The organism is Mumia sp. zg.B17, from assembly GCF_019550915.1.
In the GTDB taxonomy this organism is placed as follows: Bacteria; Actinomycetota; Actinomycetes; order Propionibacteriales; family Nocardioidaceae; genus Mumia.
Map to the genome: position 1 here is coordinate 191,845 of NZ_JAHWCI010000001.1, position 19,094 is coordinate 210,938.

Genomic DNA, 19,094 nt, shown 5'->3' on the forward strand with positions numbered 1-19,094 from the left:
AGGTAGTGCAGCATGGCTGTCGACAGTGCTCAGCGGGTCGCTGGCACGGCGAGTGAGCTGGTGCCGACGCGCGGCACTCGCGCGGACATCCAGGCCCTCCGCGCCGTCGCGGTGACTCTGGTCGTCGTCTACCACGTCTGGCCGTCGTCGTTGAGCGGCGGCTTTGTCGGAGTCGACGTCTTCTTCGTCATCTCCGGGTTCCTCATCACCTCTCACCTGCTCCGCAGACCCCCGCGCACCGGCCGGGACCTCGCGGTGTTCTGGTCGCGGCGGATCCGAAGGCTGCTGCCGGCCTCCTTGCTGGTACTGACATGCACGCTCGTCGCGTCCCGACTGGTGGCACCAGAGACGCAGTGGGAGAACACCGCACGACAGGCAGGTGCTGCCGCCCTGTACCTCGCCAACTGGTTGCTTGCCAGCGATTCCGTCGACTATCTCGCGGCCGAGAATGCGGCGACGCCAGTGCAGCACTTCTGGTCACTATCCGTCGAGGAGCAGTTCTACGCCTTCTGGCCCGTGCTCCTCCTCCTCCTGACCGCGCTCGCCGTCCGTCTTCGCGCTCGCCAGCTGGCGCCGAAGGTGCTGCCCGTTGGCCTCGGTGGGGTCGTTCTGGTCTCGTTCGCGTGGTCCGTCTACGCGACGGCGACCGAACCTGCGTCGGCGTACTTCGTCACCCCGACGCGGGTCTGGGAGCTGGGCGTCGGCGCGTTGGTCGCGGTCGCCGTCGGGCGGGCACGCACCGGTCGTCTCATCCGCTCTGCGAGCCTGCGGGTGGTGATTGCCTTCGTCGGCTTGGCAATCGTCGTCGTCGTGGCGATGGTCTACACACGTGAGACGCCGTTCCCTGGCTGGTATGCCGCGGTGCCCGTCCTCGCGACCGCTTTGGTCATCGTCGCGGACGCGCCCGTGGGCAGCACCCTGGGTTCCGCCCTCGCCAACCGGCCCGTGCAGTGGCTGGGTGGTATCTCGTACTCGGTCTACTTGTGGCACTGGCCACTCGTGGTGCTGGTCCCGTACGCCACCGGGGCGCGCGAGCTGAATGCACTCACCGCCGTCATCGTCGTTCTCACCACCCTGGTTCTTGCCGACCTGACCAAGCGGTATGTGGAGGATCGGTTTCGCGGTGACCGGAAGGGCACCTCGTTGAGGACGACGTACCTCATGGCGGTAATCGGGATGGTGGCCGTCGTCGGGCTGGCTGCGGCACAGGTCGCCGAGGTCGATCGCCGCCAGTCGAGTTCGGAGGCTGCGCTCGCGCGCGCCATGGCCTCGGACCCGGCGTGCTTCGGCGCGGCGGCGCTCGACGATCCTGAACGATGCGGAAGGACAACCTCGACACCCGTCGTGCCGACCCCCGCGGCAGCGGCTGAGGACAAGTCAAACGCCTACGCGAAGGTGTCGGGCGGCAAGGACTGCTGGTCGTACCTCCCGGACTTCCCGGTCGTCACCTGCACCTTCGGCGAGCGTGACGCCGACGTCTCCGTCGCGCTTGTCGGCAACTCGCACGCCGGTCAATGGTTGCCCGCTCTCGAGGAGATCGCGGCGGCTCGGGGCTGGCGGATCACCACCTACTTGGCGTCGCGGTGCGCGTACGCTGACGTCAACCAACGATTCGACACAGAGTCCCAGTCGAGGCGCTGCCGCGAGTGGGGGAAGAAGGTCACCGATCGGCTCGCGGCCGGGTACGACCTCGTGGTGATGTCGAACCGCATGTCCGCCGGCCTCGCGAACACGGAGGACGACGACGCTCCAGCGGCATACCGTGAGGGCTACGCCGCGGTCCTGCGGCAGATCAGTCGCTCGGGCGCTCCCACGGTGGTCGTGCGTGATACGCCCGCACCTGGCCGGTCGATCCCAGACTGCCTCGCGGCATCCCCCGACGACTTCAGAGTGTGCGAGGGGAAGCGTTCCGACTGGTTGCCCGAGGAACCCGCGGTCGACGCAGCGAGCGAGATCGGCACGGCGTCTGTCGCCGACCTGACCGACCACATCTGTCGCGACGAGGTCTGCGAAGCGGCAGTCGGTGGAGTTCCGGTCTACTTCGACGGCTCACATCTCACAGCGACTTATGCACGGACGCTCGCGCCGTACCTCGATCCGGTGCTCGTCGCGGCCCTTGCGCAGGGTCGTGCGGACTAGGGTTTCGGTCACTCGCATCCGGTGGGCCTGTTAATCTTCGGGGTTGCTTTGTCTACAGGAGAGGGCGGGGAGGGGCCAATGTCGCCGAGGAGCTGCCTCGCCGCCGTCCTGTCATGGACCACAGGGCGAGCGCGCCGGAGCGAACCAGGGGTGCCCGGCGGCGCCCGGGCCCGGACGTGCATCGCTTCGGTGACCTGGCTGACCCCCACCGTGCTCGAGGTTGCCGGTTGGGTGGTCCTCCCAGGTGTAGCGCCCACAACCGATCCGCGCGAACTGGCGATCTGGTTGACGGGCGCGGGCCGGACGAGGATCGAGCCGACGACCCTGCGACAGGTGCAGGACGCCAGGGTGGCGGAGATCGTCGACGACGTCGCGGCTGACCAGCGTGGGAGCGGGTTTGTTGCCCGGTTCGATCTCGGCAGGGTGGTGCAGAGTCAGTCGCGCCGAACGTGGCGGCTCGTGTATCGGGTCCGGCGAGGTGGGATCGACCGAACTGGGACGTTCGACGCCCGCGATCGTGGTTGCCTGTCTCGAGCGGTGGTCAGTGACGTGGTCGGCGGCCGCCGGATAAGGGCGATGTGGAACGACGGGCTCGTCGTCGCGGCGGTCAATGCCCCGGTGGTGCTCGTGGAGCTGCTCGACCAGGAGCCGCGTGGCGCGGTGCTGCTCCTCGAGACGCAGCGCCGCCTCATCGGTGCCAGCCTGGTTGAAGTCGACGGGACCGCACGTCTGGATGCCGCCGTGGTCCCGGGCGATGCACGGACGGCTGTGGTGGTCCCGCGCGACCTTCCTGGCGGCGTGCGCTGGGACGTGCGAGTGACCACGGAAGGTGGCGACGAGCTCCGTGTGCAGTGGGCACGTCGCGACGGCGCCAGGATTTCCGGCGTCCCGGGTGGTATCTCCGTCGCGAGGGGAGCACGCGGTTACGTGGAGCTCGTCCGAGAGCCGGTTCTGGAGGTGGCGAGATGGAGGCTCGAGGGCGACCGTCTGGTCATGGAGTGCTCCTACGCCGACCCGGTCGATGGCGTCGAGGTGTTCCTGCGCGGGCCACTCGCGACCGCGACCATCGAGCTGTCAGCAGGTGACGGCGACACCTGCGTTGCAGTCGTCGACCTGCGCCCCTCGCGATGGGGGAGACGGATGCTCCTCGCCCCAGGAAGGTACCTCGTCGTCGCGGAGCGCGAGGGACAGCCGGTCCCGGTGGCGGTTGGCCCGCAATTCACCGGAGACCTCGCAGACCGCTGCACTGACGAGCTACGGGTCCGCGCTGAGCAGACGGCGAAGGGTCAGCTGCGCATTGTGCTCGCGGCGCCGCTCGCCGACGACGAACGTGGCGCCTACGCCCAGCGCCAGCTCCGGCGTGACTACCGTGCCAGGCAGGGGGTGGAGCAGATCGCGTACTTCGAATGCTATGGCGGGACGAGTGCGACGGACAGTGCTGCTGCCATCCACACTGAGCTGAGGGCGCGCAGATCGCCGCTGCGGTCGTACTTCGGGATTGCTCACCGTGGAGTGCCGGTGCCTCCCGACGCCACACCGGTGCTGCGTTACACGCGTGAATGGTGGGAGGTGGTGGCCCGCTCCCGCTTCCTCACCTTCAACGCCGGTCTGCCCGCCGGGCTTGAGAGACGTGACGGGCAGGAGGTCGTCCAGACCTGGCACGGCACTCCGCTGAAGCTGCTTGGCTATCACCGGCCCGCAACCGCGACACGGTCGGAGTTCCCCGAGCAGATCCGGGCGTACGTCTCACGCTGGGATCACCTGCTAGCTCCGAATCCGCACAGCGCCGCGATCTTCCCCGAGGCGTGGTTCTACGAAGGCCCGATCCACCAGCTCGGTTACCCGCGTAATGATGCTTTGTGGCAGGCGCCATCAGCGCGCGCGACGATGGTCAGGGACAGGCTCGGCATTGCGGCGGGCAGTCGCGTCGTTCTTTATGCGCCGACCTGGCGTGATGGATCGCGAACGATGCCTGACCTGCTCGACGTCGAGCGACTGGCCGTTGCTCTCGGGCCGAATTACGTTGTTCTGGTCCGTGGGCATATGAACATCAGGCGGTGGAGTCGCCCCGCCGACGGGGGGCAGGTGCGTGATGTCACCGCCTATCCTGAGATCAACGACCTGTTTCTGGCGGCGGACGTCCTCATCACCGACTACTCCTCAGTGATGTTCGACTACAGCCGCACCGGGAAGCCGATGGTCTTCTTCGTCCCGGACTACGAGCACTATCGGGATGAGCGACGCGGGATGTACTTCGACCTCGCAGAGGTCTCGCCCGGTCCGCTCGTGCGCTCGTTCGACGATGTCGTCGCCGTGCTGAGGGACGTCGCGTCGGTGCATGCCTCTCACGAGCCGCGGTACGCGGCCTGGATCGAGCGGTTCAATCCGCTCGATGACGGTAACGCCGCGGCTCGCGTGGTCGATGCCATCTACGAGTACTGACACGGGTTGGCTGGAGGAAGCGACCAGCCGAGCCGTGGGGGTGCCAGCGGTCCGCCACCCGTGTCGACCGTCAGCCGTCCATACGACGACGGCCGCGACCGGCGCCAGGATCGATCCGGGATCGTCCATCTCTCGGTCGATCCACCCTCGCTCGATCGCGCGCACGGGGGCACGAGGTGCATCAGGATCTCGACAGGATGGTAGCCGCAAGGTGGATTGCTCCGGCACGGAGGTGAACGGTGCAGGAGGGCGAGCGGCCCCCTGCTCGCGGGCGTACCAGCCGGCAACGAAGAACGGGAGGAACACCAGGGTCCGGGAGGCCGCCGCCACGGCCTCCGTTCGTGTCCGAGTAACTGGCCGCTACGGCGACCCCAGTCGCTCGCCATAACGCCGCAGCCTCGCGAGGAGAGGGAGCACCAGCCGCTACCGGGTCAGTTCGAGCAGGGACCACAACAGACGGTGCGCCGTAACCACGTCGACGTCTCGGCGCGAAGCGCGATGGCGACGGACATCCTGCTCAGGAACCGAAGAAGGCGGCGACGACTCGCTCGGAGGCATGCCCGTCGTGATGGGCGTTGTACGTCTTGTTGAACAATGCCATCGCCTCAGCGTACTGGCTCGTCACAGACGGGAGATCGGCCAGGAGATCGATGACCTCGTCCGTCGTGCGGGCCCATGGCCCCGGTGCGCTCGCCGAGAACTCAAAGAGGGGCGGACGCAGATCGAAGTACTCCTCGAGGTCCGGCACGAAGAAAACCATCGGCTTGCCCGTGACTGCCCAGTCGAAGCGCAGGGAGGAGTAGTCGAGCACGGCCACGTCTGCCGCGAGCGTCAGGTCGTTGATCTCTGGGTAGTCGGTGACGTCGATGACCTGCGCATGTCCCCGAACGCGATCGAGTTCACGGACGTTGTTGTTGTGGCCTCGCAGGAGCACCACCGTCCCCTCACCCAGGCGCTGGCAGAGTCGTTCGATGTCCAACTCGTCGAATCTCTTTGCTGCGAAGGTGCGCGTGGTGAGCTTGTCGCGGTATGTGGGTGCGTAGAGCACCACGGTCTTGTCCGCGGCGATCCCGAGCCGGCGACGGGTCTCCGTGCGGACCGCTTGTGCTCCCGGATTGACGAGCGCGTCGGTGCGCGGATAACCGACAGCGAGGATCTCGCCGTCGTAGGCGTACTCGTCACGGTAGAAGTCGGCGCAGAATTCAGCTGGGACGAGGATAGCGTCCCACTCGGTGTTGCGGCGTTCACACTCTTCGGCGACCCGGCCCGGGGAGAAGAGCTTGCCGCGCCAGAAGGAGGCGCCCATCGACTTGAACGGGTAACCGTGGAAGGTCTGGAGGTAGCGCTGGTGGGGCTTCTTGCGGAAGAACGAGTCGAAGTCGATGTTGTTGCAGAGGTATCGCGACGAGCCGAGCTTGTCGTGCCAAGCTGCCGACCCGATGAGGAGTGGCACACCGCCCTCGGGAACGACCGTGGCGTAGTCGGCGACGCCCCAGTAGAGGGTCAGGTCTGGCCGGGATCGTCGAAGTTCGTCGTGCAGAGCACGCTGACTGTCGGTGGCGAACTCCCCCCGGTAGCACTGGAAGAAGACGCTGTTCTCGGGGGCGTGCGCCTCCGTTTGGTAGCGCTGCTGGAGCCGCGTCCGCGCCCATGCACCACGTTCATCGACCGACAGCGGCGCGAGGAGTGTCAGCCGCAGCTCACCCGACTTCTTGGTTGTCCATCGGGCATCTAGCCGGCTGCTGTGGTCCCGGCGTGGGAGCTCATGGCCGAGACCGTCGGCGACCCGGGCGAGGATCGACTGGCCGTCGTCGAGGGTGAGTTCGACCGAGTAGGTTCCATGAACGAGCGGAAGGATCGGTCCACCGAATCGCGACTCCGAAACCGGGAAGCGGATTATGACGTCGTCGCCCTCAGGGGTTGCGGCCATGCACGCCACCACGTGTCGTGGACTGGTGAGCGAGGCTGCAGCGACGGAGCTCGCCGTGACGCCGTGTAGCTTCACCCGAAGCACGATCTCGTCCTCGAGCGCGGCCTGGTGCACCTCTGCGGCGGGCCCGGGCGCCTTGTCGACGAAGGGCTTCTCCGCGGGGTCTTCCACGACGATCCCGAATCCGTCTTCGGGGTGCCAGGAAGGGGTCACCACGGTTTCGGAACCCGGAAGCGGGTGCGGTCGGTGGGGCAGCGCTGCCGAGCTGCTGACGATGGCGCGGTGGAATCCGCCCTGGCGGCGGACCCCGGCGACCTCGACGTCCGCCTCAAGCGTCCAGCGGTCCGGGGGCAGAGCGTCGAGGTCGGCGGCGTCGACGGTCACCACGAAGCCAGCGGCGTCGTAGTTCTGGTAGCGGTGGGCGACCGCTTCCCGCAGCTCGGGATGGAATGCGGGGCGAGGATCCAGCGTGAGGACCGTTCCGGTGCTCGAACCAACGAGGCGCAGGGAGAGCCGAGGGGTTGCGTGCTCCAGGTCGATTCCCTTGATCAGCGCCCAGCCGTCGACCTCCAGGGTCGTCGGCGTGCTCCAGCGGATCCGCAGGAGCGCGGTGAGGAGGTCGGTCTCGAGCGTTGAAAGCTCGAGCAGACTGTCTGGAAGCGCGGGATCGAGCCGGTCACAGATTTCGAGGTCGGCCAACACTCGTCCGTCGGTCACGCAGGTGGGCGGAACGTTCCCGTGGTTGCGGAAGTAGGTGTCCGTGAGGTCGACGGCACCCCAGTCACCCTTGGCGGCATGCCAGCCACGCAGCTTCTTGGAGAGGCTGACACAGCTCCACGCCGAGGGGGTGGCCATGGCGCAGTACCGGGCATAGGCCGCCGAGAGCGTACGGCGGTACTCGTCGTCGGCGTTGAGCGCGTGCCGCAGGAAGGGGGCGAAGTCGAGGTTCAGGACCCGGCCGACCCAGGCATCGAATACCTCCGGGCTAGCTTCGTCGACGAGGAGGGCGTGGGCCTCGTCCTTGACCGCGATCCGGTCGACGAGGTTCTGGAGCTGGTGCTTCTGCTGGCCCGTCGACGTGTTGTCCTCGCGGATGCGCCACCAGTACGTCACCCGCTTGAGGATGTCGAAACGGTCTGCGCGAACGTAAGCTGCGACCATCGGGACGTGGTCCTCGTACGCGATACCGCCGCGGAATCCCCCCACCTTCTCGATCCAGAAGTCGCGGCGGATCATCCGGTTGCAGGCGATGACGTCTTGCAGCGCGTCCGGGAACTCTGCGAGCGTGACGCCGAAACGGTCCCTGGCGTGGATGCTCTCGTCCCACGGAGCAGGGGACTTGCGGCCGTTCTGCACGCGCTGGACCGAGCCGACGGAGAAATCGGAGCCCGATCTGCGAAGGGAGTCGACCATATACCCGTAGGCCCCGCGCGGGATCGTGTCGTCGGCGTCGAGGAACGTGATGAACTCGCCACGGGATGCCTCGACGCCGAGGTTGCGGGCTGCGCCCTGTCCCGCGTTCTCCTGTCGAAAGGCCCGGATTCGGCTGTCCTTGCGCGCATACTCGGCAATGATGTCAGGGCTGCCGTCGGTGGAACCGTCATCGACGACGATGACCTCGAGCGAGGTCAAGGTCTGGCCAAGCGTGCTGTCGAGGCACTCGCGCAGGTAGGGCTCGACGTTGTAGACGGGGATGATGACCGAGAGCGCGGGCGTGCGGCGCCCGCGTACGCGGGACGCGAGACGGCGGACCGGACGCGGTAGGCGTGACCACGGCGACGGGGCCGGTGGCTGCTGGCGTCGTGCGGTCATTTTCTCGATCGCTCCTCGCGCGTCCGACGGCTGCTGCCGTCTCCAGTACGATGTCATCGCAGACAAGTATGCAGCGCGCCTCATTCACCCCTCACGCTCGGTTGCCCGGAAGCGTCGAGAGGGGAGGGCGTACGTGACGGCAGGGCGTCGTGGAGGTGAACTAGTGCTGAGCGGCGAAGTTGAGCGGTCCGGCCCGTCGACAGTTGCGATCTTCGGCAGCTGTATTACCCGCGATGCCTTCAACTCTCGCTTCAACCCTGACTACAAGCGGCACTACACCTGCGTGCTGATGCAGAATCAGTCGTCTCTCATCAGCCTGATGTCTCAACCGGTGGATCTGGCGGAGGACGACTACACGCCGGGCTCCTCCGAGTACGACCGCTGGAACGTGCGGACAGATACCAGCAAAGAGTTTCTCGGCGCGCTCTTCGATGCCTCCCCGGGCTACCTAGTCCTCGACTTCTTCGGCGACGTGCACTTCGGCATACTCCAGTTGCCCGGTGGCTCGGCGGTGACCAACAACCGCTGGAAGCTGTGGCCGACCCCGTTCTATCGACGAATGACGGAGTCCGGTGACGCAGTCACGATGAGGGTGCAGGACGACCCGGACGCATACATGTCGCGATGGCGAGAGGCGTTCGACGCGTTCATGGCGATGGTTCGCCGAGAACTGCCCAACACCGTGGTGGTCCTCCATCGAGGCCGCAACACCGACCGCCTCTGGCTTCCGGACAAGGCGCGGACAGTGTCGCTACGCAAGCACCGCAAAGTGACCAAGATTGACGTCGAACTGTATGACGCCTGCTGGCGGATGTTCGACGACTACGCGGCCGCGGCTCACGGCGTCGAGGTGATCGATCTGACCGAGGAGGACTTTCCCACCTTCGACGATCACCCGTGGGGCCCGTTCTACGTCCACTACTCGATGGACTACTACGGACGCTTCCTCGGCGAACTCCACCAGATCCACCTCGCCCGATCCGGCGTCGACCCCGCCAAGCTCGCCGACATCGCCACTTTCGGGGCGGCTACGGCCGCCCGAAAGGCCGACCAGTTGGAGGCCGCGTTGGAGCGCGAGCAAGAACGCGTACGTGCGTCGGAGAAGCGGGCTGCTCGGGGCACGGTCAGCAACGCGATACAGCGCCGGGCACTTCGCGGCGTTCGGCGACTGCGGAGCTCCCAGCACCCCGTCCGACGCCCATGACCTCGTAGTGTGATGCGCCGCACAGCTTCGCCACGGCAACGCTCCAGAGACGTACACTGACCAGGTCCGTTTGTCTGGTACCCCGCGGGGACTGGAACGAAAGGCACATCGATGACCTTCCTCCACGCCGTGGGCGTGGTCGGTGCTGGTCGCGTCGGCGCGGTGCTCGCCGCCCGGCTGCGCGACGCCGGCCATCAGATCGTCGCGGCGAGCGGCCGCTCCGCGGCCTCCCGCACCCGGATCGACACGCTGCTGCCCGGAGTCCCGCTGCTGATGCCTGCGGACGTCGCCGCACGTGCGAACGTCCTGTTGCTCGCGGTGCCTGACGACACCCTTCCGGCCCTCGTGGCCGAGCTCGCCCTCGACGGGCACCTGCGGCCGGGGCAGGTCGTGGTGCACACCAGCGGGCGTCACGGACTCGGCGTCCTCGCCGCGGCGGCGCACGTCGGTGCGCGGCCGGTCGCCCTGCATCCCGCGATGACCTTCACCGGCACCGACGTCGACCTCAGCCGACTCGACGGCGCCGTTTTCGGCCTTACCGCAGACGCGGCCGAGCGTGAGATCGCCGAGTGTCTGGTCGCCGACCTCGGCGGGCGGCCAATGTGGATCCGGGACGAGGACCGTACGAGCTACCACGCAGCGCTCGCGCACGGCTCCAACCACCTGGTCACGATCGTCTCGCAGGCGATGCAGATCCTGCGCCGTACCGGCGCCGAGGACCCGGCAGCCGTGCTGCGGCCGCTGCTGACCGCGGCGCTCGAGAACGCGTTGCTCTACGAGGACGCCGCGCTGACCGGCCCGGTCGTGCGGGGCGACGTGGAGACGGTGCGCGCGCACGTGGCGGCGCTGCACGAGCAGCCGGCCCCCATCCTCGACGCCTACGTGGCGATGGCACGCGCGACCTCCACCCACGCCGTCGCCGACGGGCGCCTCGACGCGGCCCGGGCGGTGGCGATCCGCAAGGTGCTGCGCGAGTCGGAGTGGGACGTGCTGGCGACGCTGGTCTCCGAGGACAGCCGGACCGGCGCATGAGCCGACCGCTGGTCGCCGCCACGCGAGGCGACCTGGACGCCGCGCTCGCGCCCGCGCGCGCACAGGGACGCTCGCTCGCACTGGTCCCGACGATGGGGGCGCTGCACGAGGGTCATCTCGCGCTGGTCGCCCGCGCCCGCGAGCTGGCCGACGTGGTCGTCGTGTCGGTCTTCGTCAACCCCACACAGTTCGGGGCGGGGGAGGACCTGGACCGTTACCCCCGCACCTGGGACGCCGACCTGGCGGCGCTCGCCGGTGCCGGCGTGGACGTCGTCTTTCACCCCGCGGTCAGCGAGATGTATCCCGACGGCCCGGAGGCGCGCGGGGTGACGGTCGACGCTGGCCCGCTGGGTGGCGAGCTCGAAGGGGCGGTCCGGCCCACCCACTTCCGTGGCGTCCTCACGATCGTCACGAAGCTCCTTGGCCTGACCCGCCCCGACGTTGCCGTCTTCGGGGAGAAGGACTACCAGCAGCTGGTCTTGATCCGGCAGGCGACGCGGACATTGTGCATGCCGGTGCACGTGGTGGGCTGCCCGACGATCCGCGAGGACGACGGGCTCGCCCTCTCGTCGCGCAACCGCTACCTCACCGCCGACGAGCGCCGGCGCGCGCTCGCCCTGTCCCGGGCGCTGCGTGCCGGTGCGGACGCCGGAGCCGGAGGTGCAGACGCCGTGCTCGACGCGGCCCACACCGTGCTCGAGGAGACCGGCGACCTGGACGTCGACTACCTCACCCTGCGCTCGCCCGAGCTCGGTGAGCTGGTCGCCGGAAGCGAGGCGCGCCTGCTGGTCGCCGCACGGCTCGGCTCCACCCGTCTGATCGACAACATTGCCGTCCGGCTCGGCGCCGGAGAGGATCGCTGATGCTGCGGACGATGATGAAGTCCAAGATCCACCGCGCCACGGTGACACAGGCCGACCTGCACTACGTCGGGTCGGTGACCGTCGACACCGACCTGCTCGAGGCCGCCGACATCCTGCCCGGTGAGCTCGTCCACATCGTCGACATCGACAACGGCGCGCGGCTCGAGACGTACGCGATCGCCGGCGAGCGCGGCTCGGGCGTGATCGGCATCAACGGCGCTGCCGCCCGGCTGGTGCACCCTGGCGACCTCGTCATCCTGATCGCGTACGCACAGGTGACCGATGCCGAGGCCCGAGACCTCCAGCCCCGCGTGGTGTTCGTCGACACCGAGAACCGCATCGTCGGGACCGGTTCCGACCCCGCCGAGCCGGTCCCCGGCACCGCCACCGTGCGCGGAGATCGCACTGCCCCGACCTGCTGAGTACGCGATTCGTCAGATGGAGCCGTGTCTTCGACGGCGTCGAGCTGACGGCGATCCTGCACGAGATGCCCCAAATGGGCGGCGTGATCTCGGCCGGCATCGAGATCTCGCTCGAGGCGCTCGCCCGGCGAGGGCCGGAGCTGCGGTCGGTCGAGCTCGTACGGCCTCGGGGTGTGATCGCGAGAACCCCGTCGAGGCCGTCCAGTCCGGGATGGTGTTCGGGTTCGCGGGACTCGTCGATGGAAACGTGGCGCGGATGATCCCGGCGCGCGAGCCAGACCTCATGTTCATCGGCCTGCGCACCGTGGCCGAGCGCACCTCCTGATGGGCCCGGTCACCGCAGGACGCGCGGCGGTCACGCGCGGTGGCTCTCGGCCCCCCAGATGACCCAGGATCGGTCCTCGACCGTCCGGACGAGCGTGTTCGGGGCGTCGGCCAGCATCGCCGAGGTCGCGGCGAAGCGTCCGACGGAGGCGATCACGACCGGGCACAAGGACATGAGGTAGGAGTCCCAGACGGCATCGAAGTGCCAGTTCCAATCGATGGTGAGGACCTCCCCGTCGGCCAGGTCGAGCCCGTACTCGTCCGCGTGCAGGCTGACGAACGTCGGGTCATCGGAGAACACCGCGATGTTCAGGGTCTGGCCCTGCGTCCACACCGTCTCGCGCACGTACTCGATGGCGCGCTTGTACTGCGAGGCGCCCGCGTGCCAGTCGGGGAAGCCCCCCTGCACGTAGTCCCCGCGGCGCACGTGAACCGCGAGCGTCGGTGAGGACTCGAGGAACCGCCTCACGCGCGCGTTCTCGCCGCTGAGCTCGTCGGGGCGCAGGTGGGAGTAGCTGAAGCTCTTGCGCAAGGCCTTGCGCCCACGGCCGTCGAACGGGGCGATCATGATCGGGTGGATGAACATCGGCACGGGCGGAAGGTCACGGGAGATCAGGTCCCGCTGGATTGCGGCCGTCTTCATCATCACCACGGGGAAGTCGGGTTTGGCCTCGACGATCCGCACACCGGTCGGATAGCCCCACTGGGCGTAGCCCATCAGCTCGTGAAGGCCCAGCTTGATCCACGTCAGCGCGTTGCGGACGGCGTCATCGGGCACGGAGATCTCCCGGATGGCGGCGACCCACGAGTCGTGGAGCGGTCGTGAGATCAACCGGGTGATGCGGCGCTCCTCAAGCCACGGAGCGAGTTGGGAGGCGACGAACCCGTTGTGGACTCGGACGTAGGAGTAGTGGAAGTCGTGGAGGTAGATGTTCTTCCCGGCGGAGGCGCAGTCACTGGCGAACCCCGCGATGATCTGGACCTGGTCCATCATTCCGCCGTTGACCCGGACGACACGTGTCGCGGGGTCGAAGAGGAACGACAGGTCGACCTTGGCCGCCAGCGGCGGCGGCACCGCGCCGTCGGGGCCCACGACGACCAGGTTCTCGGCGTCGAGGAGCTCCTCCCAGTCCAGCCAAGCGCAACTCGCGACGAGCTCGAGCGGCGACCGTACGGCGACGACCAGCGCGTCCGTGTGTCCGCGACGGGCCCGTTCCAGATAGAGCGGCCAGGATCCGAGCGCACGGGACACGGTGCCGAGTGAGAGCGTCGTGCTCGCGTCGGCGACGCCGTGGGCGTCGAACTCCTCACCTTGGTCGGCGAGGGAACGCGTGATGGTGCCGTCGGCGCCGAACCGTAGGTGCCCCCGGCGATCGACGTAGACGACGTCGTCGAGGTCGGGAATCCGCCGGGGCAGAGCGACGGCGCACCCCGGGTTCGCGCGCAAGGCCTCCAGGCCCCGCCGGAACAGGTGCGCGGTCTCCCGAGCGGGTGCGGATCGCTGCTGTCGAGCAGCCGCCGCGACACAGCGCTGTACCTTCTCCGGGTCGCTGCCGGAGGACTGGAGGTAGACGAGTGCGATCAGGTCGTCCCAGGTGGCATCGGCAGAGCCGCTCAGCCTTTCCGCGACCTCGGCAGCGTCGACGGAAGCTCCTTCGGTCACCCGGGAGACGATCGTGTCGGCGACGACCGGCAAGGTGGAGAGAGAGGCTGCGGACCGGTGGAACACCGTGCCCAGGGCGAACGGGCGGCGTCGAGGTTGCGTCGAGCACAGCCGAACGATGTCGCGCTCGAGGTCGGAGGCCATCGACTTGTCGAACACGAACGCGTCCGGACCGACTGGAAAGTGCCGCAGCGCGACGTCGGAGACCCGGCAGGAGGTCTTCGTGATGAAGTAGTCGTCCAGCTCGGCGAGGACCCTCGCCTGCTCGGCGGTCGCGACGGTCGGCGCAGGCTCTAGCTTGTCGTCGAGCCAGAGCCGCGACGCGTGCGAGCGTACGAGGATGATGCGGTCGGCGGGGAAGTGCTCGAGGCAGGTGGCGACGAAGGCGTCGTACCGTCGGCGCCATCGGCGGGACGACTCCATCTCGCCGATGCTCGCGAGCGCCGTGGTGTTGTCGACGACGAGGTAGTCGGCGTGCGCGTCGGCGAGCTGCGCCGACAGCCGGAGCTGCCGCTTCTTGCCGAACCTGACGGGGGAGAACCCCCGGATCACCGGCAGCGCTTTGAACCAGTCGTGCGTGAGCATGTCGATGGTCCCGGCAAACTTGTCGCCGACCGGCAGCAGGACAGTGCCTCTCGGGATGACCGGCAGGTCGGCACCGTCCGTCCGCTTGGAAGCTGCCAGCGCACCCACAGACCTCTCCTTCACATCGTCCAAACGGCGGCACGAGGCGCGCCTGGCGACAGGACTCGCCGTGGGTCGAAGACTACAGAGGCGGCCGTCAAAGCGCGGAGATCGCGCGGAACATCTTGATCGCGACTCTCAGCGATGTAGTCTGTGCTGCTCTGGTAGGTGCCAGGGATGCCTGGCGCCGCGCGAGGCAAGGAACCCCATTGAGCAAGCGCGCATTCATCACCGGCATTACCGGCCAGGACGGGTCGTATCTCGCCGAGCTCCTGCTCGCCAAGGGATACGAGGTGCATGGCCTGATCCGTCGCGCGTCGACCTTCAACACGGCGCGGATCGACCACCTCTACGTCGATCCCCACGACCCGGACGCCAAGCTCTTCCTCCACTACGGCGATCTCGGTGACGGAGCCCGCCTGGTGACGCTGCTGAGCGAGGTGGACCCCGACGAGGTCTACAACCTGGCCGCACAGTCCCACGTACGGGTCTCGTTCGACGAGCCGGAGCACACCGCAGACACCACAGGGACCGGCACCATCCGGCTGCTGGAGGCCGTGCGCATGGCCGGCATCGACACCCGCTTCTACCAGGCCTCCTCCTCGGAGCTGTACGGCTCGACTCCGCCCCCGCAGAACGAGGACACGCCGTTCCACCCGCGCTCCCCGTACGCCGCGGCCAAGCTCTACAGCTACTGGATCACCAAGAACTACCGCGAGGCGTACGACATGTACGCGGTGAACGGGATCCTGTTCAACCACGAGTCGCCTCGTCGAGGTGAGACCTTTGTGACGCGCAAGATCACCCGGGCCGTCGCCGCGATCAAGGCCGGCAAGCAGGAGCACCTCTACATGGGCAACCTGGACGCCATCCGCGACTGGGGCTACGCGGCGGAGTACGTCGAGGGGATGTGGCGGATGCTGCAGGTCGACGAGCCCGACGACTACGTGCTCGCCACCGGCACCGGCCTGACTGTGCGGGAGTTCCTCGAGATCTCCTTCTCCCACGCCGGGCTGACCTGGACGGACCACGTCCGCTTCGACGAGCGCTACCTGCGTCCCTCCGAGGTCGACGCCCTCATCGGTGACGGGTCAAAGGCGGCCGAGAAGCTGGGCTGGAAGCCGACGATCGACGGGTATGCTCTGGCCAAGCTCATGGTGGATGCAGACATCGAGGCGTTGGAGTGCGCTGGAACACCGTGGATCGACAAGGTCGACCTGCCGTCCTGGAGGATCGCATGAGCAGCGCGACGAGCGAGCGGGCCGCCCTGCAGAGGGTTGTCGACGACAGGGACCAGGTCGCGTACACGCCAGGACCGCTGGACCGCGACGCGACCTTCTACGTGGCGGGCCACCGGGGTCTCGTGGGCTCGGCGATCTGGCGCAAGCTCGAGTCGGAGGGGTTCACAAACCTCGTCGGCAGGAGCTCGTCCGAGCTCGATCTGCTGGACCGCGACGCGACGTTCAGGGTCATCGACGTGATGAAACCGAGATACCTCGTGCTGGCCGCCGCCAAGGTGGGAGGGATCCTGGCCAATTCCACCTACCCCGTGGACTTCCTCAGCGACAACCTGCGGATCCAGGGCAACGTGCTCGATGCGGCGCTCGCCCATGGTGTCGAGCGGGTCCTCTTCCTCGGGTCGTCGTGCATATACCCCAAGTACGCCGAGCAGCCGATCATCGAGGACGCACTGCTGACCGGCCACCTCGAGCCGACCAACGACGCCTACGCGATCGCGAAGATCGCCGGCATCCTTCAGATCCAGGCCGTACGCCGACAATACGGACTACCGTGGATCTCGGCGATGCCGACGAACTTGTACGGCCCGAACGACAACTTCTCGCCGACCGGCTCCCACGTGCTGCCCGCCCTGATCCGGCGCTACGACGAGGCCGTCCAGGCAGGGCGGGACACCGTGACCAACTGGGGCACGGGCAACCCGCGGCGCGAGTTCCTCCACTCCGACGACATGGCCGACGCCTGCCTCCACCTGCTCGAGCACTATGACGGGCCTCAGCAGGTCAACGTCGGCACGGGATCGGACGTCACGATCCGCGAGATCGCCGACACGATCGCGGAGGTCGTCGGGTTCGAGGGCACGACGGAGTGGGACACCACCAAGCCCGACGGGACCCCTCAGAAGCTGCTCGACGTCTCCAAGCTCGCGGCGGCCGGCTGGACCTCGAAGATCGGTCTTCAGGAAGGCCTTGAACGTACCGTTGCGTGGTATCGGGAGCACGTCCTCGACCTCAGGCGCTGACGCCGGGCTGACCCAGGGTCCGGACCTCAGATACGAGAGGGGATTCTGCTCCCTCACCCCTTGCTGCGGGTGTAGAGCGCCTCGCCCCAGCCCTTGGACGTCATCACGGCATCGCGGAAGACGAGACCTGCCTCGGCGAGCAGGTTGGTGACCTCGAGGAAGGTGCAACCTCCCTCGTAGAGGGGTTCTGGCGCGACCTCGGCGAGGACGGCGTCGACCTGGGTCAGGAGGTCCGGCGCGCCCTGGAGGACCTTGAACTCTGCTCCCTGGACGTCGAGCAGGATGACGTTGTAATCGGCGGCCTCGGGACGCTCGGAGACGATGTCGTCGAGCCGCTCGGTCACCAGCTCCACCTTCTCCTCGAAGGTGACGCTCGGGTACTCGGTGGCGTGGCGTCCCGCCTCGAACATGCTCGAGGAAGCACCGCCGTTCGACGAGACGTGGAAGGTCACCGCATCGCCGGTAGTGTCGGACAGCAGCGCCTGCCGGATGACGTGAGGACGATGGGGATCGAGCCGCTGGCGCACGCGTTCGGCGAGGGCGGGGATCGCCTCGACGTAGAGCAGCGGGCCCGTCGTCCGTGCTTGGTATTCCGGATACTCCTGGCCGGAGTTGGCGCCGACATGGATGAGTCCCCGGATCGGGACGCCGAACCTGGCGCAGCCGTCGATGACGTTCAGCTCCGTCCCCGGCGAGGTCGTCACGGGAGCGGGCGGCATGGCCTCGGTGGGAGGCGCGGGTCGCGTTGCCAGAGGCCGGGTCGAGCCGGATGACGCTGAGCCCCTCCGTGCCTTCCGCCTGAGCCGACGCCTCACGCCACGCGCGATCCGGCGGGATGCGCGCGTGACACGGGTGGCCTGCGGCGTCGGGGCGGAGGGGATCGCCGGGCCGTCTCCGACGACGGCGAACACCCGCAGGTCGGCGAGGTGCAGCGCGGTGTTGAGGGGGTTGATGATCCGGACGTAGCGCGCGGCGATGTCCGGGACCTCGAGCGATGCCTCCTGCCAGCTGCCACCGGGGAGCTTGCCGTCCTTGAAGAGGGGGAAGACCCGCTTTGTCCCCCGAGGCCCGGTGAGCTCGACGAAGATGTGGCGTGCGCGGTCCTGACGCATGTCGCGGCGGTTGGTCAGCTCGATGCGGCGCACCGTCTTCGCAGTGCCGAGGTCCACGCGGATCGACTGTCCCGGACCGAAGCCGGTGTGGAAGAAGTAGTTGTCCCGTGGCTCAATGGTCCCGATCCGGCTGGTCCGGTCGTACGCCGAGCTCAGCGTGTAGGGCCGGCCTGCCGCGACCTCGACCAGCTCGCCAAGACTTCCGGGCTTGCGTCCTCCGAGCCTGCTGAGCGTCTGGAGGCTCCGCATGGTGAGAGCGAGGACCGACTTCAGCTCGTCCTCGGTGGCGGTCGTCGTGGACTCGTACTCCTCGTGGTAGCGCTGGGCGTCCTCGAGCATCTTGACGCGCGACTCGAGCGGCCGCTGGTAGTCGCACCAGGCGTCGGAGAGGAACATCGGCGGGACGCGCGGCACGTTCCGGCCCACGTCGAGCGGGTGCGGGAGCAGCGGGGTGCCGGCTCTCGGGGTGAACCGGTCGTTCCGGACCAGGGTGAGCTCGAGGACCTGGGGGATCCGGATGTCGGTCCCGGGTACCTCAAAGTCGCCGCAGCAGTTGTTGGGGTGGGCGTGCACCGTGGTGAAGCTCTTCGCGAGCTTCCTGAAGAACGGCGCGATGGCTCCGCTGAGGATCGGCTCGTCGAGCATCTTGCCGAGGTTGTGGACCTCGAGGACGATCATCCGGAACCGGGCGAGCGTCTCGTCGGAGGTGCCGAGGAGGTTGCGGTACTCGGCACCCTCGATGTCGATCTGCAGGAGCAGGTCGCCCTCCGAGCCGTGCTCGTCGACCCAGTCGTCCAGGCTGATGTTGTCGGTTCCGGGCACGACGTCCAGCCACTTCTTGGCGAACGTCTGCTTGCCCTCGCGCAGCGGGGTCACGAACTCGTCGACGTCGCACGAGAAGTCGACCATGTGGGCTGCGATGCCGTAGTTGTCGGTCAGGTAGTCCTCGAAGTACTTGATCCGGTTCACGCCCGGCGAGAAGCAGGCGGCGATCCCGTCGAGATCGTCCGGCACGAGATAGGCGCCGTCGATCTCGCCGCCGACTCGGATCAGCGGTGTCGCCGACGCCTTCGGCTTGAGGATCTCGAAGACCTCGAGGATCTCGCTGGTGGATGCGGGCCGTGGGGCGAGCTTCCTGTCGAGCTCGACGCCGAAGAAGCTTGCAGTCGTGACCATCAGTGTCCCTTCCGAGGTCTGCTGACCCTAA

11 protein-coding genes are annotated in these 19,094 nt (G+C 67.8%); 8 read left to right on the forward strand and 3 right to left on the reverse strand.

The window, feature by feature from the left end; translation table 11 throughout:
• Positions 1-12 precede the first annotated feature (12 nt).
• Positions 13-2,139: an acyltransferase family protein gene (locus tag KV097_RS00945; RefSeq protein WP_220364844.1), complete on the forward strand. Its 2,127-nt coding sequence runs from the start codon at positions 13-15 to the stop codon at positions 2,137-2,139.
• A 189-nt stretch (positions 2,140-2,328) separates the two neighbouring features.
• Entirely contained in the window at positions 2,329-4,581 is a 2,253-nt protein-coding gene (locus KV097_RS00950; RefSeq protein ID WP_220364845.1) for a CDP-glycerol glycerophosphotransferase family protein, read from the forward strand.
• A gap of 517 nt (positions 4,582-5,098) precedes the next feature.
• On the opposite strand, the gene KV097_RS00955 is transcribed toward KV097_RS00950, so the two are convergent.
• A complete protein-coding gene (locus KV097_RS00955) occupies positions 5,099-8,323 on the reverse strand; it encodes a CDP-glycerol glycerophosphotransferase family protein (protein ID WP_220364846.1) in 3,225 nt (1,074 codons plus the stop codon).
• A 163-nt stretch (positions 8,324-8,486) separates the two neighbouring features.
• Between KV097_RS00955 and KV097_RS00960 the strand changes: the two genes are divergently transcribed.
• The 4 genes from KV097_RS00960 (at position 8,487) to panD (ending at position 11,844) form a co-directional block, all read left to right on the forward strand.
• Positions 8,487-9,527, forward strand: a complete 1,041-nt coding sequence (locus KV097_RS00960) for a DUF6270 domain-containing protein (RefSeq protein WP_220364847.1) — start codon at positions 8,487-8,489, stop codon at positions 9,525-9,527.
• 111 nt (positions 9,528-9,638) lie between these two features.
• Positions 9,639-10,559 (forward strand): Rossmann-like and DUF2520 domain-containing protein, encoded by a 921-nt coding sequence (locus KV097_RS00965; protein WP_220364848.1) that lies wholly within the window; start codon positions 9,639-9,641, stop codon positions 10,557-10,559.
• Entirely contained in the window at positions 10,556-11,422 is an 867-nt protein-coding gene (gene panC / locus KV097_RS00970) for a pantoate--beta-alanine ligase (protein ID WP_220364849.1), read from the forward strand. The genes KV097_RS00965 and panC overlap by 4 nt, the downstream gene beginning before the upstream one ends.
• The gene (panD, locus tag KV097_RS00975) at positions 11,422-11,844 is read left to right on the forward strand and encodes an aspartate 1-decarboxylase (protein WP_220364850.1); all 423 of its coding nucleotides are present in this window, start codon (positions 11,422-11,424) and stop codon (positions 11,842-11,844) included. Before panC ends, panD begins: the two co-directional genes overlap by 1 nt.
• A 355-nt stretch (positions 11,845-12,199) precedes the next feature.
• Here the strand turns inward: panD and KV097_RS00980 are convergent, their stop codons facing one another.
• Complete coding sequence (locus KV097_RS00980) at positions 12,200-14,524, reverse strand: hypothetical protein (RefSeq protein ID WP_220364851.1); 2,325 nt, start codon at positions 14,522-14,524, stop codon at positions 12,200-12,202.
• Between the two features lie 200 nt (positions 14,525-14,724).
• On the opposite strand from KV097_RS00980, the gene gmd reads away from it, so the two are divergent.
• Both gmd and KV097_RS00990 read left to right on the forward strand, forming a co-directional pair.
• A complete protein-coding gene (gene gmd / locus KV097_RS00985; RefSeq protein WP_220364852.1) occupies positions 14,725-15,756 on the forward strand; it encodes a GDP-mannose 4,6-dehydratase in 1,032 nt (343 codons plus the stop codon).
• The gene (locus KV097_RS00990; protein ID WP_220364853.1) at positions 15,753-16,775 is read left to right on the forward strand and encodes a GDP-L-fucose synthase; all 1,023 of its coding nucleotides are present in this window, start codon (positions 15,753-15,755) and stop codon (positions 16,773-16,775) included. The genes gmd and KV097_RS00990 overlap by 4 nt, the downstream gene beginning before the upstream one ends.
• Positions 16,776-16,828: 53 nt before the next feature.
• Here KV097_RS00990 and KV097_RS00995 read toward each other — a convergent pair whose 3' ends face one another.
• The gene (locus KV097_RS00995; protein WP_220364854.1) at positions 16,829-19,063 is read right to left on the reverse strand and encodes an FkbM family methyltransferase; all 2,235 of its coding nucleotides are present in this window, start codon (positions 19,061-19,063) and stop codon (positions 16,829-16,831) included.
• Positions 19,064-19,094 lie beyond the last annotated feature (31 nt).

Coding starts and splice junctions, on each gene's coding strand:
- KV097_RS00945 (WP_220364844.1), top strand. CDS start 13: ATGGCTGTCGACAGTGCTCAGCGGGTCGCTGGCACGGCGAGTGAGCTG.
- KV097_RS00955 (WP_220364846.1), bottom strand. CDS start 8,323: ATGACCGCACGACGCCAGCAGCCACCGGCCCCGTCGCCGTGGTCACGC.
- KV097_RS00965 (WP_220364848.1), top strand. CDS start 9,639: ATGACCTTCCTCCACGCCGTGGGCGTGGTCGGTGCTGGTCGCGTCGGC.
- panC (WP_220364849.1), top strand. CDS start 10,556: ATGAGCCGACCGCTGGTCGCCGCCACGCGAGGCGACCTGGACGCCGCG.
- panD (WP_220364850.1), top strand. CDS start 11,422: ATGCTGCGGACGATGATGAAGTCCAAGATCCACCGCGCCACGGTGACA.
- KV097_RS00990 (WP_220364853.1), top strand. CDS start 15,753: ATGAGCAGCGCGACGAGCGAGCGGGCCGCCCTGCAGAGGGTTGTCGAC.
- KV097_RS00995 (WP_220364854.1), bottom strand. CDS start 19,063: ATGGTCACGACTGCAAGCTTCTTCGGCGTCGAGCTCGACAGGAAGCTC.